Genomic DNA, 24085 nt, shown 5'->3' with positions numbered 1-24085 from the left:
ACCGGGCTCGCGCCCGCGGCAGCCCCTGACCGCCGCGACATGCTCGCACATCGGGAACTCGCTGGTCTGCTCCCGACGGCCCGCCGTCCCGCCCACCGGGAAACGCCGAGTGAATCAGCGGAAACAAGACGCCCGGCGCGCCTAGGCTGGCAACCATGACTTCGTCCCAGCGCACGGCGAATTCGCAGCGTTCGACGATTTCCTGGCGCAACCGCATCATCGGCGGCCTGGTGTTCCTCGCCGCGCTGGTGATCGCCTATTTCATCCTTGCGGCGTTCATCCCGCGCTGGTGGGCACAGCAGGTGGGCCAGATGGTGAACGGCAGCTTCGCCAAAGGCATCGGCTGGGGACTGGTCTTCGGCGGGCTGTGCACCGCCGTACCGCTTTTCCTGTTGCTGTTCGCGGCGCTGATGTGGCGGCGGCGCGGCGGCAAGGTGATCGCGGGCGGGGCGAGTGTGCTCGCCGTTGTCTGCGCGATCCCCAACCTGATGACGCTGGCGGTCGTACTCGGCGGCGGGAATGCCGCGCATGCGGGTGAGCGGATCATGGACGTCGACGCGCCCGCGTTCCGGGGAGCGTCGCTGGTGGGTGCGCTGCTCGCGGTGCTGGTCTTCGCCGCGGCGACGTTTCTGGTGGTCCGGCGGCGGTGGCGCGGCCACCGGCAAGCGGGCAGGCCCGTCCCGGAAACCACGGAGACGGCGGCGCCGAAACCTTCCGATCTGTGATGGACCTCACGACTGGAGTGAGGTTGTTCCGACCGTCGAGCGAAGCCGTGGCAAACTCAGGGGCGCGGGTGACTGTTGAAGCGAGACCACGTCACTTGGCTGGAGAGAAGGCGCACAGTGACGAACTGGCTGAACCCTGTCGAACAACGCGCGTGGCGTGCGATCGTCGCGTTGCTGACCCGTCTGCCGGGTGCACTGGACACCGAGTTACAGCGCGAATCCGGTGTTACCCACTTCGAGTACTGGGTGTTGACGCTGCTGTCGGAGGAGCCGGGCCACCGGCTGCAGATGAGTGAGCTCGCACACAGGGCAAACGCATCGCTATCGCGGCTGTCGCATGTGGTGTCGAAGCTGGAACGCCTGGGCTGGGCCGAACGCACCACCACCCCGGGACGCCGCGGAGTGCAGGCGATGCTGACCGACGACGGTTACAAGAAGGTCGTCGAGGCCGCTCCGGGATATCTGGACTCGGTGCGGCGGCTGGTTTTCGACGGCCTCGACGCCGGGCAGACCGCGACACTGGCGGAACTCGGCGAGGCGCTGGCCGCGCAGCTCGCGGCGGGCTTGGAGCGGCCTGGTCCGCCCGGCGACGGCTGATCCGCCGGTCAGGACCGGGCGGCCAGCAAGATATCGGTGTCGAAGCAGGTGTGGGTGCCGGTGTGGCAGGCCGCGCCCTGCTGGTCGACCACCAGCAGCACGGTGTCACCGTCGCAGTCCAGCCGCACTTCATGCACGTATTGAGTGTGCCCCGAGGTTTCCCCTTTGACCCAGTACTGCTGCCGGGAGCGTGAATAGTAGGTCGCCTTACGGGTTTGCAGGGTGCGCGCCAGCGCTTCCTCATCCATCCACGCCAGCATCAGCACATTGCCGGTGCCGCGTTCCTGCACAACCGCGGCGACCAGGCCCGCCTCGTTGCGTTTGAGGCGGGCGGCGATGGCTGGGTCCAGGCTCATGGTGTCTTTATACCGCGCTCCCGCTAACGGATGACGATGTCGTCGGCGCGCATGGCTTCCTTGACCTGCGGGATGGTCAGCTCCCCGAAGTGGAACACGCTGGCGGCGAGCACCGCGTCCGCGCCCGCGTGCACGGCGGGAGCGAAATGTTCGGCTTTGCCCGCGCCACCGCTGGCGATCACCGGAATGGACACCGCGGCGCGCACCGCACGGATCATCGGCAGGTCGAAACCGGTTTTGGTGCCGTCGGCGTCCATCGAGTTGAGCAGGATCTCCCCCACTCCGAGTTCCGCGCCGCGCACCGCCCACTCGACGGCGTCGATGCCGGTGCCGCGTTTGCCGCCGTGGGTGGTGACCTCCCAGCCCGACGGGGTGGCGGGCGCACCGTCGGGCACGGTGCGCGCGTCGACGGACAGCACGATGCACTGGGAGCCGAAACGCTGCGACATCTCGCGCAGCACCTCGGGGCGGGCGATGGCGGCGGTATTGACCGAGACCTTGTCGGCGCCCGCGCGCAGCAGCCGGTCCACATCGTCGACGGTGCGCACCCCGCCACCGACCGTGAGCGGGATGAAGATCTGTTCGGCGGTGCGGGTGACCACGTCGATCATGGTGGCCCGGTCGCCGCTGGATGCGGTGACGTCGAGGAAGGTCAGTTCGTCGGCGCCCTGCGCGTCGTAGGCGGCGGCAAGTTCCACCGGATCGCCCGCATCGCGCAGGTTCTGGAATTGCACGCCCTTGACCACCCGGCCTGCATCGACATCGAGGCACGGAATCACGCGGACCGCGACCGGCATAGCCTCACCCTTCCTTGCCGCTGTGCGTCGCGGCGATCATCTCGACCAGTTCCTCGTGCACGCCGGGCGCGGCAGCGAGCACCGATCCCGATTCGATGGTCCAGTCCTCGCCCGCCAGATCGGTCACCACACCGCCCGCGGCGCGCACCAGCGCGACACCGGCCGCGTTGTCCCACGGATGGTGCCCGAACACGATCGCACCGCCGAGCACACCCGATGCGGTGAACGCCAGGTCGATCCCGGTGGAGCCGTGCATCCGCACGCGGGACGACAGCCTGCTCAGCGCACCGAGCACGTCGAAACGGAACCGGCCGGGGATGCGGCCGGTGGAGTCTACGTTGAACGCACCGAAACCGATCATCGCCTCGGCGAGTTTGCCCGGCGCCAGCGGCGGCTGCGCGGTGCCGTTGATCAGCAGCGGCCCGCCCGCCAAGGCGGCGTAACGCAGACCGAGCATGGGCAGCCAGGTCAGGCCGAGCACCGGTGCGCCGTCGCAGACCAGTGCGAGCAGTGTCCCGGACATGGGATGGCCTGCCGAATAGTTGAAGGTGCCGTCGATGGGGTCGAGCACCCAGGCGGTGCCGCTACTGAGCTGCGGGCCGCCGAACTCTTCACCGTGCACCTCGATCCCGGTGCGCTGCCGTAGCTGTTCGGAGACGGTGCGTTCGAGTTCGAGGTCGAGCTCGGTGGCGAAATCGCCTCTGCCCTTGGTGACCGCGCTCGGCGCGCCGAGGCCTTCGACGAAACGCTGCCCGGCCGCGTCCAGGACATCGGCGGCGATATCCAGCAGCGCAGGCAGGTCGGGGCGGGTTTCAGTCATCGGAACAATCTGTCGTCGAATCGCCTCAGCGCACCGCAGCCAGTGCTTCGGGCAGCGTGAAACGCCCTGCGTAGAGGGCCTTGCCGACGATGGAGCCTTCGACACCTTCGGGGACCAGGCCCGCGATCGCGGCCAGGTCTTCGATGGTGGAGACGCCGCCGGAGGCGATCACAGGGGCATCGGTGGCAGCGCAGACGTCGCGCAGCAGATCCAGGTTGGGGCCGGTGAGGGTGCCGTCCTTGGTGACGTCGGTGACCACATAGCGCGAGCAGCCGTCGCGTTCCAGCCGCTCCAGCACCTCCCACAGATCGCCACCGTCGCTGACCCAGCCGCGACCGCGCAGCCGGTGCTCGCCATCGATGATGCGCACGTCCAGACCCACGGCGATCCGGTCACCGTATTCGCTGATGGCGCGAGCGCACCAGGTCGGGTCTTCCAGTGCGGCGGTGCCCAGATTGACTCGGGCGCAGCCGGTGTCGAGCGCGGCCTTCAGCGATTCGTCGTCGCGAATACCGCCGGACAGTTCGACGGCGACGTCGAGTTCGCCGACCACCTCGGCGAGCAGTTCCCGGTTGGACCCGCGGCCGAACGCTGCATCCAGATCGACCAGGTGCACCCATTCGGCGCCGGCTTCCTGCCAGGCCAATGCCGCATCGCGGGGCGACCCGTAGCTGGTTTCACTGCCCGCCTCCCCTTGCACCAGGCGCACGGCCTCTCCATTGGCGACATCGACGGCGGGTAGCAGCACAAGACTCACTCCGTGCAGCCTAGTAGCTCGGAGTTCGCGCCGGGCTCGCGGGCCGCGTTGAGACCTACAGCGAGCGGCGCCAACAGTGGGAGACATCCCGGCCCGCAGTACATACTCGGCGAGCTGCACCACTTCGACACCGTCTGCACCACCAAGAGCTGGAGGCTGGACTCGGTCTCGACGGCCCTGCTGGGCACTGGTGAGTGTCCTGAACGGCGCAGAACACCGCAGCCGGGCCGGCTACAGCGACTGCACCCAGTTGCGCAGCAGGTGAGCGCCCGCGTCGCCGGACTTCTCCGGATGGAACTGAGTGGCCGACAGGGCACCGTTCTCCACGGCGGCCAGGAATTTCCCGCCGTGTTCGGCCCAGGTCAGTTTCGGTGCGGCCAGGTGGTCGCTGGGCGGCAGGTCCCAGGTGCGGGCGGCGTAGGTGTGCACGAAGTAGAAGCGGGTGTCGGCGTCCATTCCAGCGAACAGCACGCTGCCTTCGGGAGCGTCGACGGTGTTCCACCCCATATGCGGGAGCACCGGGGCATCGAGCTGGTCGACGGTGCCAGGCCACTCGCCGCAGCCCTCGGTTTCGACACCGAATTCCACGCCGCGGTCGAACAGGATCTGCATACCGACGCAGATCCCGAGGACCGGACGCGAACCTGCCAGCCGCTGGCCGATGATCCGTTCCCCGCGCACCGCACGCAGCCCGGCCATACAGGCCGCGAACGCACCGACACCAGGCACCACCAGGCCGTCGGCGGCGAGCGCGGCCTGCGGGTCGGCGGTCACCTCCACCTGCGCTCCGGCCCGGACGAGTGCGCGTTCGGCGGAATGCAGGTTGCCGGAACCGTAGTCCAGCAGCACAACCGATGATGCGGTCACAACGCCCCCTTGGTGGACGGGACCCCGCTGACCCGGGGGTCGGGTTCGACGGCGGCGCGCAACGCCCGCGCGACCGCCTTGAACTCGGCTTCGGTGACGTGATGCTGGTCGCGGCCGTAGAGCACCCGCACATGAAGGGCGATGCGGGCATTGAGCGCGATGGATTCGAAGACGTGCCGGTTGAGCACCGTCGAGTACGGTGCGCCGGGCCTGCCGCGGCTGGGCACCGGGGAGCCGGGAATCACCGCGTGCAGCAGGTGCTCGGGTTCGCCGGTGTGCACACAGTAGGGGCGGCCGGAGACATCGACAGCGGCATGGGCGAGGGTTTCGTCCATCGGGATGTAGGCGTCGCCGAAGCGGCGGATACCTTTTTTGTCGCCGAGGGCCTGGCCCAGCGCCTGACCGAAGACGATCGCGGTGTCTTCGACGGTGTGGTGAGCCTCGATCTCGATATCGCCCTCGGCGCGCACGGTCAGATCGAAGCTGGCGTGGGCGCCGAGCGCGGTCAGCATATGGTCGTAGAACGGCACACCGGTGCTGATATCGGTGCGGCCGGTGCCGTCCAGATCCAGTTCGACGACGATGCTGGATTCCCTGGTGGTCCGCTCCACCCGCGCTGTTCGGTTCATGCTCGCTTCCGTATCGGTCATCGTCGGTTGAGTTCGGTGGCGGCCAGCTGCCTGCTGACCCGCAGGAACTCGTCGTTCTCGGCGGCAAGGCCGATGGTGGTGCGCAGGTAGCCGTCGATACCGACATCCCGGATCAACACCCCGTTGTCCAGGTAGCGCTGCCAGCTGCACGGTGCGTCGGCGAAACGGCCGAACAGCAGGAAGTTGGCATCGCTGGGAACCACGTCGTAGCCCATTTCCTGCAACGCGGTGGCCACCCGGTCCCGTTGGGCGGCCAGTTCAGCGACCCCGGCCAGGGTTTCGTCGGCGTGACGCAACGCGGCCCGGGCGGCGGCCTGGGTGACCACCGACAGGTGATAGGGCAGACGCACCAACAGCATCGCGTCGATCACAGCGGGGGCAGCAACCAGGTAACCGAGCCGTCCTCCCGCGAACGCGAACGCTTTGCTCATGGTGCGGCTGACCACGAGTTTCGCCGGGTAACGGTCGATCAGGGCCAGCGCGCTCGGCTGGGCCGAGAACTCACCGTAGGCTTCGTCCACGATCACGATGCCGGGGGCCGCGTCGAGGATACGGGCCAGTTCGGCTGCGGTGACACTGTGCCCGGTGGGGTTGTTCGGGCTGGTCACGAACACCACATCGGGGCGGCGTTCGGTGATCGCGGCCAGCGCCGCGTCGATATCGAGGGAGAAATCGGCGGCGCGTTGCGCGGTGACCCATTCGGTATCGATGCCCTCACTGATGATCGGATGCATCGAATACGAGGGCACGAACCCCAGCGCCCGCCTACCCGGACCGCCGAACGCCTGCAGCAGCTGCTGCAAGATTTCGTTGGAGCCGTTGGCGGCCCACACATTGGCCGCGGTGACCGCGAAACCGGTCTGCCGGGTCAGGTATGCGGCCAGGTCGGTGCGCAGCGCGACCGCGTCCCGGTCGGGGTAGCGATGTAGGTCGGCGGCGACGGCACGAATGGATTCGGCGACATCGTCGACCAGGGCGCGACTGGGTGGGTGCGGGTTCTCGTTGGTGTTGAGCTGCACCGGTACCGCCAGCTGGGGCGCGCCGTATGGCTGTTTACCGCGGAGGTTGTCGCGCAACGGCAGCGCGTCGAGCCCGATACCGGCACCGGGGACGGTGGTCGGCGGTGCGGTTCCGGTCATGACAGCGCCTCGAAACGCACCCGCACGGCCTGGCCGTGCGCTGGCAAGTCCTCAGCGTCAGCCAAGGCAACCACATGACCGGCAACATCCTTCAATGCGGCCTCGGAGTAGTCGACGACGTGGATGCCGCGCAGGAATGTCTGCACGCTCAGGCCCGATGAATGCCGTGCGCAACCCGCGGTGGGCAGCACATGGTTGGAGCCCGCGCAGTAGTCGCCGAGGCTGACCGGTGCGTACGGGCCGACGAAAACCGCGCCCGCGTTGCGGACCCGGGCGGCGACGGCGGCGGCGTCGGCGGTCTGGATCTCGAGATGTTCGGCGGCGTAGGCGTCGACCACGCGCAACCCTTGATCGATATCGTCGACCAGCACGGTCGCCGACTGGCTGCCGGTCAGCGCGGCGGTGACCCGTTCGGAGTGTTTGACGACCGCGAGCTGGGCATTGATCGCGGCGTCCACGGCGTCGGCCAGCCGGGTGCTGTCGGTGACCAGGACGCTGGCCGCGAGCACATCGTGTTCGGCCTGGCTGATCAGGTCGGCGGCCACATGCACCGGGTCGGCAGTGGCGTCGGCGAGGACGGCGATCTCGGTGGGGCCGGCTTCGGCATCGATGCCGACCAGGCCGCGGCAGAGCCGTTTGGCGGCGGTCACGTAGATATTGCCGGGCCCGGTGATCAGGTCGACCGGTTCCAGCGCGGCATCGTCGGTATCGGTTCCGCCGTAGGTGAGCAACGCCACCGCCTGCGCCCCGCCGACCGCCCACACCTCGGTGACGCCGAGCAGGCGCGCCGCGGCCAGGATGGTGGGGTGCGGGAGCCCGCCGAACCGCTGCTGCGGCGGCGAGGCCACCACCAGCGATTCGACGCCCGCCGCCTGCGCGGGCACCACGTTCATCACGACACTGGACGGGTAGACGGCGTTACCGCCGGGAACGTACAGGCCCACCCGCTGCACCGGCACCCAGCGTTCGGTGACCGTGCCACCGGGCACCACCTCGGTGGTGGTGTCGGTGCGCCGCTGATCGGCGTGCACGGCGCGGGTGCGTTCGATCGCGACCTCCAGCGCAGCGCGCACCGCCGGGTCCAGCCCGTCCAGCGCGGCGGCCAGTTCCTGCTCGGGCACCCGGACCGCGTCCGGGGTGACGCCGTCGAATCTCGCCCCGAACTCCAGGGCCGCCGCGGCGCCTCGTTCACGCACCGCGTCCACTACCGGTCGCACATGATGCAGCACCGAGTCCACGTCGACTCCCCCGCGCGGCAGCGCGGTGCGCAGCTCGGCGGCGGAAGGAGTACGACCGCGCAAATCGACGCGGGCGAGCTCGATGCGGGATGTCATATCGGTGTCGATCCTTGTCTGCAGCTGGTGAACGCAACGGGAAAGTTGCCGCTACCAGCCTATCGGTCCGATACCACCGGTTATCCGCGCGCCCCGGTCCGCCGAGCCTGCGCTCCGGCGCGGCGGCGTCGCAGCTCCGGTACTCCGGTACCGTCGGCGGCACCTCCCATTCCTGCCCACGCAGTTCCCGCAACAGAGCGATCAGCTCGATGCGCTCGGCAGCCATGATGGGGCACATATTTCCTAGGGCACGCTGTTGCGGCGCAGCCCGCAGGGGCTCGCCGAAAGCCCGGCCGCAGGCGGTGAACCATCGGGTGGGGCTATGACAAGACAGGCCGCTGTGTCATTGCGTGAGGGTCGGCAGCAGCGTCCGCCGGGCCGAGGCCGGCGTCAGCGGGTATCGCTGTCGGGCGTCAGCGAGTGTCGCTGTCGATGAGCAGCCCCTGGCCGGTGTCGACGATGCGCAACGACAGCTGTTTGGTCTGGCCGCCATAACTGAGGTTGTGGATGCGCATATCGACCGAACCGTCGGAGTTGTTGCCCTTGTACGCCTCGATGGTGGAGAAGCTCTGGATCGTGTTCTGCGACCAGAACTGCCGGAACTTCTGCTCACTGCCGTACACCTGCTGCGCGGCCGGGGTCAGCAGCGACCAGGAACCGGCAGGGTTGCTGTAGAAGCGTTCGATCAACTGTCCGGCGGGCACCCACTGCACGGTGCTCACGCTCGGTGTCTCACCGAGGGCCGGCGTATTGGGGTCGCTGTCCGTGTCATCGGGCGATGGGGTGCTCGACGGTGTTTCGGCCTGCACCGACGAGGTGTTCCCGCTGCCGTCGTCGAAAACCGTGAAGTACAGCGTCGAACCGGCGATCACGGCACCGGCGATACCGCCGATGAGGACGGCGCGACGTTTCCCGGGGGCACGATTGTTGTCGGCACCGGGCTGCGCGGTGGGGCGCGGATGCGCGGCGGTATCCGGGTGCACGCCCGCCGGACGGGGCGGGGCAGGCCGCTGCTGCCGTTCGGTGGGGGCCGCAATGGGCTCGGCCCGCTGCAGTGTGCGCGTCGCTGCACCGTTCTGGCTGCGGCCGAAGGCCTCGCTGGCGGGGACGAACCCGACGGTCTCCTGGTCTGCGTCGGTATCGGCGAACATGGCCAGCTGATCGCGGGCGGCCCGCATGGTTGGCCGGTCCTCTGGCCGCGGGCTCAATAGTTGCAGCAGGAAATCGGTGGCCGGACCCGCATTGCGCGGTTCGCTGACCTGACCGTTGGCGGCCGCGTACAGCACCGCCAGCGGGTTGGCTCCCGTGCCGTAGGGCGGTTCGCCTTCCAACGCGTGGAACAGGGTCGCGCCGAGGGAGAACACGTCGGCGGCCGGGCTCGGATCGGCGCCGCGCGCCACCTCGGGGGCGAGATAGGCGGCGGTACCGCAGATCAGGCCGGTCTCGGTGAGGGTGACGTCACCCGCGGCGCGGGAGATACCGAAATCGGTGATCTTGACCGTACCGTGATCGTCGAGCAGGATGTTGCCCGGTTTGACATCACGGTGCACGAGGCCCGCCTGATGGGCGGCGATGAGCGCCGAGGCCACCTGTTCGCCGATGCGGGCGACCTGCGCCAGCGGCAGCGCGCCCTGCGCAGACAACACCATCGCCAGGCTGCGCGATTTCAGGTATTCCATCACCAGGCACGGATCACCGCCGTGCTCGGTGATGTCGAAAACGACGATCGCATTGGGATGCTGGAATCGCGCGGCGTTGCGCGCTTCTCGCGTCGCGCGCTGCCGCAGCACATCGCGCTCGGCCTCTGGCAGACTCGGTTTGATGTGGATCTGCTTGATCGCCACCGACCGTTGCAGACGCTCGTCGACGGCACGCCAGACCACACCTGTGCCGCCGCTACCAATCCGCTCGACCAGGCGGTAGTGCTCCGCGATCAACTGACCGGTATCGATGGCGCCTACTCCGAACCTTCTCGAAATTGTGACATGCCGCGTCCTTGACGACTCACGCGTTCGCCGATGAGTGTAGCTGCCACCGCGACAACACCGGCGAGCGATGTACCCCCGCGCGCCACCGTCAGTCGGCGACCTGCGGATGCGCTAGCGCGGGGCGCGCAGCATCCGGCCCGCTGCCTCCACCGCTGGCGCCGAACTGCCCGCGTCGGTGACGAAGACCGCGAACGCCAGATCACCGTGGATACCGATGAACCAGCCGTGCGCCTCGGTATTGTCGCCGTATTCGGCGGTTCCGGTTTTGCCCAGCAGGCCGGGGATATCGGCGAGCTGGGTGGCGGTGCCTGCGGTCACGGTTTCTCGCATCATGGTGCGCACCTGCTCGGTGATCTGCGCAGGCAGTGGCGGCGGGGTCCGGTCGGGGACTCCCGGCTCCCCTGTCACCAGCACCGGCGCGGGCGGTGATCCATGAGCCAGCGCCGCCGCGACCAACGCCATCCCGAACGGGGACGCGGTCACCTGGCCCTGCCCGATACTCGACTCCACCCGTTGGGCGGGAGTCTCGGCTACCGGAACATTTCCGGTGACCGTTGTCAGGCCAGGAGTGACGTAATCGATGCCGAGTCCGAGCCGTTCGGCGGTCCGGGTGAGAGCGTCCGGGGGCAGTTGCACGGCCAATCGGGCCATGGTGGTGTTGCAGGAATGGGCGAACGCGGTGTGTAACGGCACGTCGCCCAGGTCGAAGCTGTCGTCGTTAGGGATGCGGCGGCCTTCGATATCGGCGACGCCGGGGCAGGGCAGCACCGTATCGGGAGTGACGGCGCCCGCGTCCAGCGCGGCGGCGGCGGTGACCGTTTTGAACGTCGAGCCCGGTGGGTACAGGCCGGTAAGCGCGATCGGGCCGATCGCGTCCGCCGCGCCGTTCTGGGCTGCCGCCAGAATATTTCCGGTGGACGGTTGGATCGCGACGATCGCGGCGGCCTGCCCGACCGGTTCCAGCGCTGCTTCCGCGGCGCGTTGCAGGCCGATATCGAGAGTGGTCGGGATATCGGTGGTTGGCCTCGGGTCCTGTCCGGCGATGCGCTCGGTGCTGTCGGGGGTGCGCGCGCGTACCGCCCAGCCTGCCGCCTCGTCGGCGCGTTCCTGCCACAGTTCGCTCAGCCCGGACAGGGTTGGGCCCGAGATCGTCTTGTCCGTGGTCAGCAGGCGGGTCTGCGGGGCGAGCGTGACGCCAGCAGTGGCGGTGAGGGCGTCCCGGATGGGAGCGATATCCGATTCGCGCAGGGTGATGGCGGTGATCTGACCGCCGTTGGCTGCGGCGAGGTCGGCGTCCAGGGATGCCGGGGTGATACCCGGCGCCAGCGGGGACAGCAGGCCCGCTATCGCGGCGGTATCGGCGCCGGGAACCAACTGCACCAGGGTGACCACCTGCTGGGTCAGCAGCGGACCGCCCGCGGCGTCGAGGACCTGCGCAGGCTCGGGATACACCGGGGCGAAGACCAGTGGGCCGGTGTCGAGGCCGGGTGCGATGGTGGCGGGATTCCACCGGATCTTCCAACCCGATTCGGTCTCGTCGGCGATCCCGGTGGTGGTGTACTTCCATTCGGCCCGGCCGTCGTCGCCCAGTTTCCAGGTGGTGGCCAGGGTGAAGGTGTCGCCGTCGGTGTTGCGGACCTCGAACGTGGCTTCCGAACCCAGGTTGTCGAAGAGGGTTCGCAGCACCTGGCCTGCCTGATCCGGGTTGTCGGTGAGCGCGGCCGCCGCAGGCACATCGTCGCTATTGAGGGCCTCGGTGAACCGTTGCGCAACCGTCTCCGGTTCCGGCGGGCCGGAGGAGCATCCGGCCAGTGCCAGACCGAGGGCGCACAGCAGCACGAGAATCTTGCGATCGATACGCATCAGTGTCGAGGGTAACGCCCGCGCTCCGGCACACCCGCCTGCGCTCGCTACCTGCGCGCCGAGCCGATGTGTTCAGCTCTGCGTCCAGGGTGCCGAGAGCAGAGCCAGAGCATCGGATTCGGACAGGTCGATATCGAATACTTCCGACAGGATCTTGGGCACTTCGCCGAGCTCGAGCACCCGGGATTCGCTGGTTCCGTCGGGGTATTCGGTGATCCAGGTTGCGCCGTCGAGGATGTGGTGCACACCGGGCAGGAACCGCTGGATGTACGGGCGCTGGGTGAACGGTGAGCGCGGCGAGGTGGATACGAAAAGGTTGCCGACCTCGAAATCGATACGGTACTGCGGGTTCACGGTGAAGGTGTAGCGGTCGATCCAGCCGTCGCGGGCGAACTGATGCAGCACCCACAGGTCGTCGCCGAGTTCGCCGGAGGTGCGTTCCAGCCGGAACCGCCAGCCACCGAGCTGGATGTCGCCGTGCTCATCGGTCAGTTCGTAGGGTTCGGACGGGCCGGCGCCGAAGCCGACATCGACGATCCACACCCGATCGTCGTCGGCGGTGGTGATGCGCAGCAGGGCGTGCGTGGCCGGTCGTACTCCGCTCGCGCCCATGCTCACCCGCCCCGACAGACCGGTGACCTGGAAACCGAGCCGTTCGGCGGCAGCCGCGAACAGGCCTGCGTTCTCGTAGCAGTAGCCGCCGCGGCGGCTGCGGATCAGTTTGCCTTGCAGGGAAGGCAGGTCCAGCGGGACCGGTCTACCGAGTACCGCTTCGATGTTCTCGAACGGGATGGCGGTGGTGTGTGCCGCGACCAGGCCGCGCAAGGTGGCCAGGGTGGGGGTGCGCGGCCCGTCGTAGCCGATCGTCGCCAAGTATTCGTCCAGGTCCAGTTCCGCGCCGTTCCAGCGGTAAGTAGGGTCGGTCGGCTTGTTCATACGATCCTCGTTTCGGTGTGGCCGTCGCTTCGCCTCAACCACACCGGTTGCCCGCTTTGTTCCGGTCAGGCCGCGCATTTCGCGCCGGGTGGCGCGGGTGGCGCGGTGACTGTTCCCCCGGCGACATCGATGAGGTAGTCGCGGTCACCGCCGTGCACGGGCTCGGTGCCGAGCAGCAGGCGTTCCACTACACATCCGCCCTCGAACAGCACCGGTCCGACACTGTGGTCACCGGGAACCACCGCGCCGTTGAGATCCCGGCCCGTGGCGACGGTGTACATCGACGTGGGTTTACCCGCCGCGAGCAGGGCCGCCCGCATCTCCAGCGCGCTGGTGTAAGGCACGATCGGGTCGGCGGTGCCGTGGATCACGAACGCACGCCGCACCCCCAGCCTGCCTGCCAGCAGCGCCGGGGAACGTTCGGCGTAGGCCTGCGGACACAGCAGCGGGACGCATCCGCCCGCGTCGCGTTCGATCTGGGCTCGCAGCCTGCGGTCGTCGGCGGCCGGTCCCAGCCAGTAGCTGAAGGTCTCGGCGGGGCCGAAAGTGTCGACCCAATAATCGAACAGGCCGCGCGGTCCGTGGGCGGCGGCGAGACCGGTGGTGATCGCGCCCTGACTCCACCCCCACAGCACGGTGCGCGTGATCGACGGATGCTCGGCCCGATACCACTGGGTGGCGGCCACCAGATCACGCCAGCCGGCCCAGATATTCCATTCCCCGGTCCGCCACGCGCTGCCAGCGCCGCGCATATCCATTGCCAGGATCGGGGTGGCGGTGCGCTGGGCGATCGACACCAGATACTCGGCGTACTGGGCCGAGGAACCGTTGTGCCCGTGTCCCGCCACCACCAGGTCATCGGGCGGCCCTCCCGCACATCCGCGCGGTTCGTATACCCGCCCGGTGGCCTGCTCACCGTCCACCGGCAACACCACCGGCCGCACCTCGACCACACATCCCGGCGCCGCCACCGCGTCCGGCGCCCCGACGAGCAGTCCCGCGACCAGCGCTGGCAACAACCACAACACTGCACAACCCACTCCACGCTTCATTGGTCGCATGTTCCCACGAGATCCGGCGCCGAACACGGAACTCGGCTGGGCCAGTCGGGGATTCGACTGTGCCGTACGAGTGCCCTGAGCGCCCACGCTCCCTCCAGCCGCAGGTGACCAGGCGGTGTTCACCCAATCCGGTTCCCTCTCGACCTGCTTCGTCTACAACCACTGCGTAACAGCCGTCGACGTGCGTGGGATGGGTGTTCGCGTCTCCGGTCTGCGGAGGTCATCCGCGTGAGCGACTGGAGCCGAATGTCTGCGTGCCCGGCTGCCGGTTGCATGAGAAGCAGACCGGTTCGGCGGCCGGTTGCCTGCGTGGGTTCTGAACCCACGACTGGTAAAGCAAGGTCACCACAAACGGCAGCGCCGGCGGGCCGGGCCCGAGACTCTCATCCGGCGGACCGGTCACCGGCCGACTGCAGTGCGCCGAGTTGCTCGGCGAGCCGGTTTCGGTGGGCCTGGAGCCGGGCAAGGCGGTCGTCGAGCACGGCCAGGCGGGAGCGATAGATCTCGATCGCCGGACCAGGGTCGTCGCAGGCGGCAGGGTCGTACAGGTCCAGGCACGGACCGAGTTGTCTGACGCTGTCGATGGTCAAGCCCTTACCGAGCAGGTCGGCGATGGCGCGGACCCGGTGCTCGCAGGTTGCGTCGTAGTGGCGCCAGCCGTTGCTGGTGCGTTCCGGCAGCAGCAGGCCGTGCTGTTCGTAGTAGCGGATGGACCGGCGGCTGACACCCGTCCGCCGCGACAGTTCTCCGATTCGCATGACGTACGCGCTCCTGAGGTTGACCTTGACACCTGTGTCACTGTTTAGCGTCACGGCCATGGCTACAGATTCCTCACCCGATCCCCTGTCGCTGGCGGGTCGCACCGCCTTGGTCACCGGCGGTGGTTCCGGTATCGGCGCCGCGGTGGCCTTGGCGCTCGCCGAATACGGGATGGATGTCCTGGTGACCGGGCGGCGCGCGAACGCGCTGGCCCGCACCGCCGCGCAACATCCGGCGATCCGTACCCGGACCGGCGATGTCTCGGATCCGGCCGATACCGCCGCGATGGTCGAGGCGGCGGTCGCCGGTAGCGGGCGGCTCGATCTGCTCGTCAACAATGCGGGATTCGGCATACCGGCCCCGCTGGGGCAGATCGATCCCGCGGATGCCCTGCGGATGTGGGCGACCACTGTGCTCGGTCCCACTCTGCTGACGCAGGCCGCGCTGACACATCTGTCCGAGGTGGGTGGCGCGGTGGTCAATGTGTCCAGCACGTTCGGCAGCAAGCCCGCGCCCCGCATCAGCCACTATGGGGCCGGTAAGGCGGCGCTCGAGCATCTGACCCGCAGCTGGGCGCTCGAACTGGCCGAACGCGGGATCCGGGTCAATGCGATCGCGCCGGGGCCGACCGAGAGCGAGGCGCTGTTGCGCATGCGGATGAGCGCGCAGGAGATCGACGAGTTGAAAGCCGAGGAAGCGGCGCGTATTCCGTTGGGCAGACGCGGTCTTCCCGAGGATGTGGTGCCGTGGGTGGTGGCGTTGGCCCGCCCGGGCAGTTGGGTGACCGGTCAGGTGATCGGCGTCGACGGCGGTTACGTTCTTGCCTGATCCCAGGTTTCACCCGACGACCCGGAGTTGTCGGAACCTACCGCTAGCATTCGCATATGCGTTCGATAAGTGTTGCCCAGCGGCGGGCTCGGCTGGGCATACGGCACCGTTTGGCCACCGGCTCCCGGGTCGACGATGTCGCCGAAATAGCCCGATCGCTGGTGGTTCTGCACGCCACCGACCCGGCGACGGTGTTTCTGTCGGCGGCGGCCCGCGGGCATACCGTCGGTCCTGCCGAGGTCGAGCGGGCGCTGTATACCGACCGCACGCTGCTGCGGATGCTGGCGATGCGGCGCACCATGTTCGTCGCACCGGTGGAGTTGGTGCCGGTGCTGCAGGCGGCCTGTGCCGACGAACTCGCGCACAAGCAACGCCGCACCTACGGCCGGATGCTGGAGCAGGCCGGTATCGGCGACGGCGACGTGCACGCCTGGCTCGCGGCGGTGGAAGACGAGACCCATCGGGCGCTGCTGGCGCGCGGCGCGGCTACCGGCGCTCAGTTGAGTAAGGACGTTCCCGCGTTGCGCACCCAGGTCGATCCCGCGCCGGGCAAATCGTATTCGCGTCCTACCGGGATCACCACCTGGGTGCTGGTGATCCTGGGCGCCGAGGGCCGCATCGTGCGCGGACGTCCCAATGGCAGCTGGTCCAGTAGTCAATACTCGTGGTCGCCGGTGGAAGCATGGTTACCCGAGGGGATTCCGCCGGTCCCCGCGGACACCGCGCGGACAGAACTGGTGCGGCAGTGGCTCACCGCGTTCGGTCCCGCACCGATCGGCGACCTGAAATGGTGGACCGGCTGGTCTCTCGGTGTGTTGCGTAAAGCCCTGGCGCCGCTGGATGTAGTCGAGGTGGATCTGGACGGCGAAACGGGTCTGCTGCTGGCCGACGATCTGGAACCCATCGCCGCTCCCGAGCCGTGGGCGGCGCTGCTGCCCGCGCTCGACCCGACACCGATGGGCTGGCAGTCCCGCGACTGGTACCTCGGCCCCCACGCGCCGCGTCTGTTCGACCGTAACGGCAATATCGGGCCCAGCATCTGGTACGACGGCCGCATCGTCGGCGGCTGGGCGCAACGCGCCGACGGCGAGATCGTCGTCCGCCTGCTCGAAGACGTGGGTTCGGATGCCACCGCGCTCATCGACGCCGAAACCGAGCGCGCCGCAACCTGGTTCGGTGAGGTGCGGCCGATCCCCCGTTTCCGCACCCCACTGGAGCGCGAACTCACCGCCTGATGGAGAACAAGCGACCCGGCGGCACCGGCGCGGCCGCGGAGTTGATCAAAGGTCGTAGCGCGCAAACCCTAGCCTCAGCTATGGGGTAAGCGCATCAACTAACACGCAAGCGTATTACTATGTAAGGCATGGTATCTCGGGTGGTGAAGCGGGCGTATCGTTACCGCTTCTACCCGACCCCCGAGCAGGCCGAGCAGTTGGCGAAAACGTTCGGATGCGTTCGCTACGTCTACAACCGTGCACTAGCAGAACGCTCCCGGGCTTGGATGCTGGAGCAGCGGCGCGTCACCTACGTGGACACCGCGAAAGCGCTCACCACCTGGAAGAAGGACGCCGAGACCGAATGGTTGGGTGAAGTGTCCAACGTCCCGCTTCAGCAGGCGTTGCGGCACCTACAGGGCGCGTTCGACAAGTTCTGGCGCAAGCACACCAAGTACCCGAAGTTCAAGAAGAAGGGCCGAACGAAAGACTCGGCCACCTACATGACCAACGCGTTCACCTACCGCGACGGTCGGATCGAGCTCGCCAAACAGGCCGAGCCGCTGAACATCCGATGGTCCCGGCCGCTTCCCGAGGGGGCGCAGCCGTCGCAGGTCACGGTATCGAAGGATTCGGCGGGCCGCTACCACATCTCGATCCTGGTAGAAGACACCATCACCGAACACACACCGACGGATGCGACGGTGGGTGTGGATGCGGGAATCACCAGCCTCTACACGTTCTCGACCGGGGAGAAGGTCAGCAACCCTCGGCATGAGAAGAAAGACCGCGCCCGCCTGGGGAAAGCGCAGCGGGTGTTGGCGAAGAAACAGAAAGGCTCGGCCAACCGAGCCAAAGCACGGCTGAAAGTGGCGCGTATTCATGCGCGGATCGCGGATCGTCGCCGCGATCATCTGCACAAGCTCTCGTCTCGTTTGGTGCGCGAAAACCAAGTGATCGCCATCGAGGATCTGAGCGTGCGGAACATGGTCCGGAATCGGAAGTTGGCGCGGGCAATCTCGGATGCGTCATGGTCGGAGTTCCGGTCGATGCTGGAGTACAAAGCGGACTGGTACGGGCGGACAGTGGTTGCTATCGACCGCTTCTATCCGTCGTCCAAGACGTGCTCGGCGTGCGGACGGATCAACGACTCGATGCCGCTACACCTCCGTGACTGGCAGTGCCCCTGTGGTGCTGTCCACGACCGGGACGCAAACGCCGCGAAGAACATACAAGCCGCCGGGCTGGCGGTACTTGCCTGTGGAGATGGTGTGAGACCGCCCCGCAGCTGATGCGGGGAGGCAACCGTCGATGAAACAGGAAACCCCAACCGTGAGGTTGGAATCCCCCGCCTTCAGGCGTGGGGAGGAAGCCAACCCTTGACCGGCTATGGGGTTCACATATCGAGGCCCAGATCCAGGACGCGCACCGAGTGGGTGAGCGCGCCCACGGCGAGATAGTCGACGCCGGTGCGGGCGTAGTCGGCGGCCATATCGAGGGTGAGCCCGCCGGAGGATTCCAGTTTCGTCCCCGGCGCGGTGGCATTGCGGCGCTGCACGGCCGCCTGGGTCTGCCAGAGCGGGAAGTTGTCCAGCAGCACCAATTCCACGTTCTCGCCGAGCACTTCGTCGAGTTGTTCCAGGCTGTCGACCTCGACCTCGCAGGGGATATCGGGGGCGAGTTCGCGCACCGCGCGCAGGGCGGCCACCACCGAACCGGCGGCGACCACATGGTTGTCCTTGATCAGCGCGGCGTCACCCAAACCCATCCGGTGGTTCACCCCGCCGCCGACGCGCACCGCGTACTTCTGCAGGCCGCGCAGACCGGGCAGGGTTTTGCGGCTGTCCCGGATACGGCAGTCGGTGCCCGCGACTTCGTCCACCCAGGCTGCGGTGGCGGTGGCGATACCGGACAGATGGCACATCAGGTTGAGCATGGTCCGCTCGGCGGTGAGCAGTCCGCGGGTGGGGGCGACGAGGCCGAGCACGGACTGACCGGGTTGCACACGGGTCCCGTCCGGAACTCGTTCGCTGATCTCGTATTCGCCTGCGCCGAGTACTTCGTCCAGCACCAGCAAACCCACGTCTACCCCGGCCACGGTCCCCGGCTGGCGTGGCACCACCGACGCCTTGACGACCGCGTCGGCAGGCACGGTCGCCGCGGTCGTCACATCCGGCCCGTAACGCAGGTCCTCGTCCAGTGCCGCGCGGATGACGGCAAGCACCTCGTCGCGGTCGAGCCCCGCATTCACATCCATCACAACTCCTCGATTGTCTGCTGCACGATATCGGCCGAACCCGTAGCTCCCAGCCAGTTTTCCCCTGGACGACTCGGTTCGCCGCCCGGATCGGGCATCAGGCACGGGATACCGAACTCGTCCAGCCGGACCGCGGTACTGTGTGCTGCCGCGGCCACCGGCTCGGGGTGATCGGCTCTGGTGTGACAGCCGCGGCTCTCCACGCGTGCCGCCGCCGCGAGCAGCAGCGCCCGCGCGGTGACGGTCAGGGCAGCGTCCTCGAATTCGGCGACCAGGCGGTCGCTGGAGACTGCTTCCGCCGGGGCCATGGCCGCCGTGTCGACAGCGTGCGGACCGATCTGCGTCAGTTCGTTCGCCAACTCCCGTGCGGCTCGCTCCAGACCGGCGGCGTCGCGGATGACGGCGGCGTGCGCGGTCATCGTCATCTGCACCAGGCCGCGGCGGGCGCGCGGGCGGCGCCGAGTGGGCAGCTGGGTGATGCGGGCCGGTGCGCCGAGGCGTTCGGCAGCTGCCGCGCCTGCGCGCTCGCCGACAACCAGGCCCTCCAGCAGGCTGTTGGAAGCCAACCGGTTGGCGCCGTGCAGTCCGGTGCGCGCCACCTCGCCTGCCGCGTACAACCCGGGCACCGTCGTGCGGCCGTGCAGGTCGGTGACCACGCCGCCGCACTGATAGTGGGCAGCGGGTGCTACCGGGATCAGCTCGGTGCGAGGATCGATACCCGCAGCCAGACAGGAGGCGGTGACCGTCGGGAAACGCTGCGCGAAACCGTCGAGGGCGCGCGCGTCGAGGTAGACGTGGTCCTCGCCCAGCAACCGCATCCGTTCGGCGATGGCCCGCGCGACTACATCGCGGGGGGCGAGGTCACCGCGTGGATGCACCCCCGCGGTGACCGAATCGCCACGGGAGTCGACCAGAACCGCGCCCTCCCCGCGCACCGCCTCGCTGATCAGCGGTCTGCGGCCGAGCCCGCCGGGGGTGTAGAGCACGGTCGGATGGAACTGCACGAACTCCAGGTCGGCCACCTGGGCTCCTGCCCACAATGCCAGCGCGATCCCGTCGCCGGTCGCCCCGGCCGGATTGGTGCTCAGCGCGTACAGCTGGCCGAGCCCGCCGGTGGCCAACAGGACCGCGGGCGCGTGCACGACACCGAGCCCGCGCTCTGACACCGCCACCACTCCTTGAACTCCACGGCCGCCCTGCCCCCCGCTGCCGGTGACCACCTCGAGCGCGGCGGTGCCGAACAGCACTGGCAGTCCGGCGGCACCCAGCGCCCGCTGGATTTCCGCGCCGGTCGCGTCGCCGCCGGCGTGAATGATGCGCCGAGTGCTGTGCCCGCCTTCCCGGGTGCGCGAGATCTGCCCGTCGCGGCCGAGGTCGAATACCGCGCCCAGATCGGTCAACGCGGCCACCGCGGCGGGACCGTCCGCGACGATGGACTCGACTGCGGCGGGATCGCACAGCCCACCCCCGGCCGCGACCGTGTCCTCGACGTGCGCGGCCACCGAATCACCTTGCGGTGCGACCACCGCGATACCGCCCTGCGCGTACTGGGTGGAGGTGTCGGTCGGCCCACCTTTGCTCAGAATCAGCACGCGCAGCCCGAGCAGCGACGCGGTCCGCGCCGCCGTCAACCCGGCGACACCGCCACCGAGCACCACCAGGTCGGCCGCAGCCTCCCACGCCCACCCCGCCGACGCGATGCTCATCGTCGCCCCCTGCGAACGCGGTTCACTCCCCGCCGCCGGGGTTGCCGATCTCGATCATGCGCTGCACCGAGTTACGGGCCAGGGCCGCGGTTTCCGGGTCGACGTGTACTTCGTCGCGGTTGTCGGCCAGGCAGCGCAGCAGCGCGGCGGGGGTGATCATCTTCATGTACTGGCAGGCCGCGCGGTCGTTGACGGCCTGGAAGTCGACGCCGGGCGCGGCTTTGCGCAGCTGGTGCAGCATGCCGACCTCGGTGGCGACCAGCACCTGGTTGGATTTCGCCGCTTTGGCCGCGTCGATCATGCCGCCGGTGGACAGGATGTGCACGCGGTCGGCCGGGAATTCACCCTCCCCCGCCAGGTACAGCGCGGAGGTGGCGCAACCGCATTCGGGGTGCACGAACAGTTCCGCGTCGGGGTGGGTGCGGGCCTGTTCGTTCAGCTCGTCACCGTTGATACCGGCGTGCACATGGCATTCCCCCATCCAGATGTGCATGTTCTCCCGGCCGGTGACCCGCTTGACGTGCGCGCCGAGGAACTGATCCGGCAGGAACAGCACCTCGCGCCCTGGGTCGATGGAGGCGACCACGTCGACGGCGTTGGAGGAGGTGCAGCAGATGTCGGTGAGCGCCTTGACCGCCGCGGTGGTGTTCACATACGACACCACCACCGCGTCCGGGTGTTCGGCTTTCCAGTCGCGCAGTTCGTCGGCGGTGATGGAGTCGGCCAGCGAGCAGCCTGCCCGCTGGTCGGGGATGAGCACAGTTTTGCCGGGGCTGAGGATCTTGGCGGTTTCGGCCATGAAATGCACGCCGCAGAACACGATGGTGTCCTCGGGCGCTTCGGCCGCGATCCGCGACAGCGCCAGCGAGTCTCCGACGTGGTCGGCCACGTCCTGGATCTCGGGCAGCTGATAGTTGTGCGCGAGAATGGTCGCGTTGCGCATTCTGGCCAGTCGTTCGATCTCGGCGGCCCATGCGGCGTTCGCCTCGATTCCGGTGTATCCCGACGGACCGTCGGTGATCTGCTCCAGCAGCGCGGTGCCCGGCGCCGGGGCCAGCTCTGCTCCCATCGTCGCCATGATGGCTCCCTTCCTTCGTGCGTTCGGCGAGTCGGCCGATTCGCACCAAACCAGGTTTTCGACTTACAATCGAAAACATGCCCCATGGTAACACCATCCACGAATCGCTCACCGCGGTGTTCCAGGTTCGCGACTTCCCGTCGGATACCCCCGCAGGTCAGGACGCTGCCGGTCGGTCAGGGACGAGTAATCGACCGCGTAAGGCCGGGCAGCGGACCGAGTTGGCGGTGCTGCTGTGGCAGCGAGCGCTTGACCCGCAGGCGGGCAGCTGGTCGCTACCCGGCGGACGGTTACGCGACGACGAGGACCTCGACACCTCGGCGCGGCGGCAGCTGGCGGAGAAGGTGGATGTGCAGGAATTGAGCCATCTCGAGCAGCTGTCGGTATTCAGCGCGCCCGACCGGGTACCAGCACCCCGGCGGATCGCCTCGGCGTATCTGGGGCTGGTTCCGCTCACCGCCGATCCACAACTACCGCCGGACACCGCCTGGCATCCGGTGACAGATCTGCCGCGGATGTCGTTCGATCATGGTGTGGTCGTCGAGCACGCCCGCACCCGGCTGGCCGCCAAACTGTCCTACACCAATATCGCCTTCGCGCTGGCCCCGGACAGCTTCACCATGTCGACATTGCGTGAAATCTACCGCGCGGCACTCGGTTACGACGTGGACACCACGAACCTGCAGCGGGTGCTCAGCCGCCGCAAAGTCCTGACACCGACCGGCGCCACGGCCGCGCCGGGGCGAGCGGGTGGGCGTCCGGCGGCGGTGTACCGCTTCACCGACTCCGAACTGCGCGTCACCGACGAGTTCGCAGCGCTGCGCCCGCCCACGTGATCGGCGGCGCCGCAGACCCGGCCATCGCGATACCGGTACTCAGGCCGATTTCATGTCCGGGATCGGCGGTGGTCGGTGGTCATCATCACGCTGGAACGGCCGGGTGATCACCCACGCGAGGAGCTCGATCACCCAGAACAGCATCAGGTACACGGTGACCACGGTCGCCGGGACCGCGAGGAAGAGGATCGACACCACCGCGATCACCCCGAACAAGGCGATATCGCCCGCCGTTGCTCCGGCGAGCCGGTGCCCGAGACGAACTGCCGCCCACATCATCCAACGACGCGGCAGCGACACCCCGGCCTCCCGCAGTGCCCGGCGGAAGATCCCATCCGCGTCAGCGGTGCCGACCACACCGGAACAGAGTAGATAGTCGTGCAGGATCGCGGCCTTGGTGTAGACGCCATAACGCGGCACCAACCACATCACCGGGCGCGGTACGGACGCGAAGTCGGTGCGGAAGCCTGCGGGCACCACGAATTCCTGTTCGCTACCGCGATAGGTCAGCGGGGCGGTCACCCGCCAGAACTGCTGGTCGATCTCCGCCACCACGAGCTCACTCGTGAAACCCACGATCGTTCTCCCTGCATGCCCTGCCTCGGTCGGTCGGTCAGAGCCTAGAACGTGGCACGGGTCAGAGCCGGGACGGAGGGGCAGTGTGGCCGGGTGGGGCGGGTTCCGGAGAGCGCTGCGGCTGAGCATAACCCGCCGGAACCGGGGGTTCGACAGCGACGGAAACCGGTGTGCTGTCACCGATCGCGCCGAGATATCCGGTGCCCAGGTCGTCGGAGGTGCTCAGCGCAGCGAGGAACAGCATGACCAGCGACGCCACCAGAGGCTGCACAACCAATGCCGCCCAGGTGCCGACCTCCGGCGCCAGGGCGACGATCTGCCCGGCCGGTGGGTTGTCCGGCCGCGGATTGTCCCAGCGCGCAACGGCTTCGCCGAACCCGGCCATGACCAGCGCCCCCGCGATCGAACCGAGCAGCACACCCGTCTGCTGGATCGGGCCACGCGCCCGACGTAGTCGCCACGCCCCCACCGCCGACAGCAGACCGGCAACCGCGCCGGCGCAGACGAAGATCGCCACCGCGTCGAACCGGTGCATGCTCTCCCCGGTGAGCGTTCCCTCCCGTCCCGGCTCCACCACCAGCACTCGAACGGTGGGGGCGAGCACACCCCACAGTGCGCCGGCCAGCGCGCTCGCCAGGATGATCGCGCCCGCGGCACCGACCGCCGCACGCACTTCCCGCGACAGCCCGGACGCGCCCTCCCCCGGCAGCACTAGCGCAGTTCCAGACTGGTCGAATCGGTCACCCCGTGCCGGGAGCATTTCGCCCACCAGCCGTCGGGGTTGACCTGCACGATCATCCGGCGCCCGCAGTGCTCGCAGAACCGGGGCGGTTCCAGCCCCAGCGCAGCGGCCTGCGGCAGCGGATCGTCCAGTCCCGGCACGATCCGTTTGCCGGTGAACGGGTTGTAGCGGGAGTCCATATTCCTGACAGTACTCACGG

25 protein-coding genes are annotated in these 24085 nt (G+C 68.3%); 6 read left to right on the top strand and 19 right to left on the bottom strand.

Going from position 1 to position 24085, the window contains the following annotated elements; translation table 11 throughout:
- Window positions 1–155: 155 nt before the first annotated feature.
- Entirely contained in the window at window positions 156–725 is a 570-nt protein-coding gene (locus B0T44_RS15920; protein ID WP_077119911.1) for a permease, read from the top strand.
- 117 nt (window positions 726–842) lie between these two features.
- The gene (locus B0T44_RS15915; RefSeq protein WP_077119909.1) at window positions 843–1322 is read left to right on the top strand and encodes a MarR family winged helix-turn-helix transcriptional regulator; all 480 of its coding nucleotides are present in this window, start codon (window positions 843–845) and stop codon (window positions 1320–1322) included.
- A gap of 8 nt (window positions 1323–1330) precedes the next feature.
- Here B0T44_RS15915 and hisI read toward each other — a convergent pair whose 3' ends face one another.
- From hisI to B0T44_RS15845, 13 genes are all read right to left on the bottom strand, one after another.
- The gene (hisI, locus tag B0T44_RS15910) at window positions 1331–1678 is read right to left on the bottom strand and encodes a phosphoribosyl-AMP cyclohydrolase (protein WP_077119907.1); all 348 of its coding nucleotides are present in this window, start codon (window positions 1676–1678) and stop codon (window positions 1331–1333) included.
- Window positions 1679–1701: 23 nt separating this feature from the next.
- Window positions 1702–2475, bottom strand: coding sequence for an imidazole glycerol phosphate synthase subunit HisF (hisF, locus tag B0T44_RS15905; protein ID WP_077119905.1), 774 nt, complete (start codon window positions 2473–2475; stop codon window positions 1702–1704).
- A gap of 4 nt (window positions 2476–2479) precedes the next feature.
- Window positions 2480–3295 (bottom strand): inositol monophosphatase family protein, encoded by an 816-nt coding sequence (locus tag B0T44_RS15900; RefSeq protein ID WP_077119903.1) that lies wholly within the window; start codon window positions 3293–3295, stop codon window positions 2480–2482.
- A gap of 25 nt (window positions 3296–3320) precedes the next feature.
- Window positions 3321–4052, bottom strand: coding sequence for a bifunctional 1-(5-phosphoribosyl)-5-((5-phosphoribosylamino)methylideneamino)imidazole-4-carboxamide isomerase/phosphoribosylanthranilate isomerase PriA (priA, locus tag B0T44_RS15895; RefSeq protein WP_077119901.1), 732 nt, complete (start codon window positions 4050–4052; stop codon window positions 3321–3323).
- Between the two features lie 231 nt (window positions 4053–4283).
- Window positions 4284–4919: an imidazole glycerol phosphate synthase subunit HisH gene (gene hisH / locus B0T44_RS15885; RefSeq protein WP_077119897.1), complete on the bottom strand. Its 636-nt coding sequence runs from the start codon at window positions 4917–4919 to the stop codon at window positions 4284–4286.
- Complete coding sequence (gene hisB, locus B0T44_RS15880; RefSeq protein ID WP_139347941.1) at window positions 4916–5548, bottom strand: imidazoleglycerol-phosphate dehydratase HisB; 633 nt, start codon at window positions 5546–5548, stop codon at window positions 4916–4918. Before hisB ends, hisH begins: the two co-directional genes overlap by 4 nt.
- Window positions 5549–5565: 17 nt before the next feature.
- Entirely contained in the window at window positions 5566–6708 is a 1143-nt protein-coding gene (locus B0T44_RS15875) for a histidinol-phosphate transaminase (RefSeq protein ID WP_077119893.1), read from the bottom strand.
- Window positions 6705–8042, bottom strand: coding sequence for a histidinol dehydrogenase (hisD, locus tag B0T44_RS15870; RefSeq protein ID WP_077119891.1), 1338 nt, complete (start codon window positions 8040–8042; stop codon window positions 6705–6707). Before hisD ends, B0T44_RS15875 begins: the two co-directional genes overlap by 4 nt.
- Before the next feature lie 413 nt (window positions 8043–8455).
- Entirely contained in the window at window positions 8456–9979 is a 1524-nt protein-coding gene (locus tag B0T44_RS15865) for a serine/threonine-protein kinase (RefSeq protein WP_077119889.1), read from the bottom strand.
- Window positions 9980–10141: 162 nt separating this feature from the next.
- Complete coding sequence (locus B0T44_RS15860) at window positions 10142–11893, bottom strand: penicillin-binding transpeptidase domain-containing protein (protein WP_077119887.1); 1752 nt, start codon at window positions 11891–11893, stop codon at window positions 10142–10144.
- 72 nt (window positions 11894–11965) lie between these two features.
- The gene (locus B0T44_RS15855) at window positions 11966–12829 is read right to left on the bottom strand and encodes an arylamine N-acetyltransferase family protein (protein WP_077119885.1); all 864 of its coding nucleotides are present in this window, start codon (window positions 12827–12829) and stop codon (window positions 11966–11968) included.
- Window positions 12830–12894: 65 nt separating this feature from the next.
- Complete coding sequence (locus B0T44_RS15850; RefSeq protein ID WP_077119884.1) at window positions 12895–13881, bottom strand: alpha/beta hydrolase family protein; 987 nt, start codon at window positions 13879–13881, stop codon at window positions 12895–12897.
- A 392-nt stretch (window positions 13882–14273) separates the two neighbouring features.
- On the bottom strand, window positions 14274–14648 hold the full coding sequence (locus B0T44_RS15845) for a MerR family transcriptional regulator (protein WP_077120036.1): 375 nt from the start codon (window positions 14646–14648) through the stop codon (window positions 14274–14276).
- A 58-nt stretch (window positions 14649–14706) separates the two neighbouring features.
- Here B0T44_RS15845 and B0T44_RS15840 point away from each other — a divergent pair, with 58 nt between their 5' ends.
- The 3 genes from B0T44_RS15840 to B0T44_RS15830 all read left to right on the top strand — a co-directional run bounded on the left by B0T44_RS15840 (window position 14707) and on the right by B0T44_RS15830 (window position 17983).
- On the top strand, window positions 14707–15477 hold the full coding sequence (locus B0T44_RS15840; protein WP_077119881.1) for an SDR family NAD(P)-dependent oxidoreductase: 771 nt from the start codon (window positions 14707–14709) through the stop codon (window positions 15475–15477).
- A gap of 56 nt (window positions 15478–15533) precedes the next feature.
- The gene (locus B0T44_RS15835; RefSeq protein ID WP_077119879.1) at window positions 15534–16712 is read left to right on the top strand and encodes a winged helix DNA-binding domain-containing protein; all 1179 of its coding nucleotides are present in this window, start codon (window positions 15534–15536) and stop codon (window positions 16710–16712) included.
- 128 nt (window positions 16713–16840) lie between these two features.
- A complete protein-coding gene (locus B0T44_RS15830; protein WP_077119877.1) occupies window positions 16841–17983 on the top strand; it encodes an RNA-guided endonuclease InsQ/TnpB family protein in 1143 nt (380 codons plus the stop codon).
- Between the two features lie 104 nt (window positions 17984–18087).
- Here B0T44_RS15830 and nadC read toward each other — a convergent pair whose 3' ends face one another.
- Genes nadC through nadA form a run of 3 tightly spaced genes read right to left on the bottom strand, consistent with a single transcriptional unit; the run spans window position 18088 to window position 21732 of the window.
- Window positions 18088–18948 carry a carboxylating nicotinate-nucleotide diphosphorylase gene (gene nadC / locus B0T44_RS15825; RefSeq protein ID WP_077119875.1) on the bottom strand — a complete coding sequence of 287 codons (861 nt, stop codon included), beginning with the start codon at window positions 18946–18948 and terminating at the stop codon, window positions 18088–18090.
- Entirely contained in the window at window positions 18948–20654 is a 1707-nt protein-coding gene (locus tag B0T44_RS15820) for an L-aspartate oxidase (protein WP_081512195.1), read from the bottom strand. Before B0T44_RS15820 ends, nadC begins: the two co-directional genes overlap by 1 nt.
- A 22-nt stretch (window positions 20655–20676) precedes the next feature.
- The gene (nadA, locus tag B0T44_RS15815) at window positions 20677–21732 is read right to left on the bottom strand and encodes a quinolinate synthase NadA (protein WP_077119873.1); all 1056 of its coding nucleotides are present in this window, start codon (window positions 21730–21732) and stop codon (window positions 20677–20679) included.
- A 77-nt stretch (window positions 21733–21809) separates the two neighbouring features.
- On the opposite strand from nadA, the gene B0T44_RS15810 reads away from it, so the two are divergent.
- Window positions 21810–22568 (top strand): NUDIX hydrolase, encoded by a 759-nt coding sequence (locus B0T44_RS15810; protein WP_077119871.1) that lies wholly within the window; start codon window positions 21810–21812, stop codon window positions 22566–22568.
- 39 nt (window positions 22569–22607) lie between these two features.
- Here B0T44_RS15810 and B0T44_RS15805 read toward each other — a convergent pair whose 3' ends face one another.
- From B0T44_RS15805 to bsaP, 3 genes are all read right to left on the bottom strand, one after another.
- Window positions 22608–23144 (bottom strand): DUF1353 domain-containing protein, encoded by a 537-nt coding sequence (locus tag B0T44_RS15805; protein ID WP_077119869.1) that lies wholly within the window; start codon window positions 23142–23144, stop codon window positions 22608–22610.
- Window positions 23145–23205: 61 nt separating this feature from the next.
- Window positions 23206–23856 (bottom strand): DUF2567 domain-containing protein, encoded by a 651-nt coding sequence (locus B0T44_RS15800; RefSeq protein WP_245839559.1) that lies wholly within the window; start codon window positions 23854–23856, stop codon window positions 23206–23208.
- Window positions 23856–24065, bottom strand: coding sequence for a biotin synthase auxiliary protein BsaP (gene bsaP / locus B0T44_RS15795; RefSeq protein WP_077119866.1), 210 nt, complete (start codon window positions 24063–24065; stop codon window positions 23856–23858). Before bsaP ends, B0T44_RS15800 begins: the two co-directional genes overlap by 1 nt.
- Between the last annotated feature and the right edge of the window lie 20 nt (window positions 24066–24085).

Source organism: Nocardia donostiensis (genome assembly GCF_002081715.1).
Classification (GTDB): Bacteria; Actinomycetota; Actinomycetes; order Mycobacteriales; family Mycobacteriaceae; genus Nocardia; species Nocardia donostiensis.
Note: the sequence above shows the minus strand (reverse complement) of the source record. Positions and strands in the feature narration are given on the sequence as shown.

Coding starts and splice junctions, on each gene's coding strand:
- B0T44_RS15855 (WP_077119885.1), bottom strand. CDS start 12,829: ATGAACAAGCCGACCGACCCTACTTACCGCTGGAACGGCGCGGAACTG.
- B0T44_RS15900 (WP_077119903.1), bottom strand. CDS start 3,295: ATGACTGAAACCCGCCCCGACCTGCCTGCGCTGCTGGATATCGCCGCC.
- B0T44_RS15875 (WP_077119893.1), bottom strand. CDS start 6,708: ATGACCGGAACCGCACCGCCGACCACCGTCCCCGGTGCCGGTATCGGG.
- B0T44_RS15830 (WP_077119877.1), top strand. CDS start 16,841: ATGGTATCTCGGGTGGTGAAGCGGGCGTATCGTTACCGCTTCTACCCG.
- hisF (WP_077119905.1), bottom strand. CDS start 2,475: ATGCCGGTCGCGGTCCGCGTGATTCCGTGCCTCGATGTCGATGCAGGC.
- bsaP (WP_077119866.1), bottom strand. CDS start 24,065: ATGGACTCCCGCTACAACCCGTTCACCGGCAAACGGATCGTGCCGGGA.
- B0T44_RS15850 (WP_077119884.1), bottom strand. CDS start 13,881: ATGAAGCGTGGAGTGGGTTGTGCAGTGTTGTGGTTGTTGCCAGCGCTG.
- hisB (WP_139347941.1), bottom strand. CDS start 5,548: ATGAACCGAACAGCGCGGGTGGAGCGGACCACCAGGGAATCCAGCATC.
- nadA (WP_077119873.1), bottom strand. CDS start 21,732: ATGGCGACGATGGGAGCAGAGCTGGCCCCGGCGCCGGGCACCGCGCTG.
- hisI (WP_077119907.1), bottom strand. CDS start 1,678: ATGAGCCTGGACCCAGCCATCGCCGCCCGCCTCAAACGCAACGAGGCG.
- B0T44_RS15845 (WP_077120036.1), bottom strand. CDS start 14,648: ATGCGAATCGGAGAACTGTCGCGGCGGACGGGTGTCAGCCGCCGGTCC.
- nadC (WP_077119875.1), bottom strand. CDS start 18,948: ATGGATGTGAATGCGGGGCTCGACCGCGACGAGGTGCTTGCCGTCATC.
- hisD (WP_077119891.1), bottom strand. CDS start 8,042: ATGACATCCCGCATCGAGCTCGCCCGCGTCGATTTGCGCGGTCGTACT.
- B0T44_RS15840 (WP_077119881.1), top strand. CDS start 14,707: ATGGCTACAGATTCCTCACCCGATCCCCTGTCGCTGGCGGGTCGCACC.
- B0T44_RS15920 (WP_077119911.1), top strand. CDS start 156: ATGACTTCGTCCCAGCGCACGGCGAATTCGCAGCGTTCGACGATTTCC.
- B0T44_RS15860 (WP_077119887.1), bottom strand. CDS start 11,893: ATGCGTATCGATCGCAAGATTCTCGTGCTGCTGTGCGCCCTCGGTCTG.
- B0T44_RS15820 (WP_081512195.1), bottom strand. CDS start 20,654: ATGAGCATCGCGTCGGCGGGGTGGGCGTGGGAGGCTGCGGCCGACCTG.
- B0T44_RS15835 (WP_077119879.1), top strand. CDS start 15,534: ATGCGTTCGATAAGTGTTGCCCAGCGGCGGGCTCGGCTGGGCATACGG.
- B0T44_RS15810 (WP_077119871.1), top strand. CDS start 21,810: ATGCCCCATGGTAACACCATCCACGAATCGCTCACCGCGGTGTTCCAG.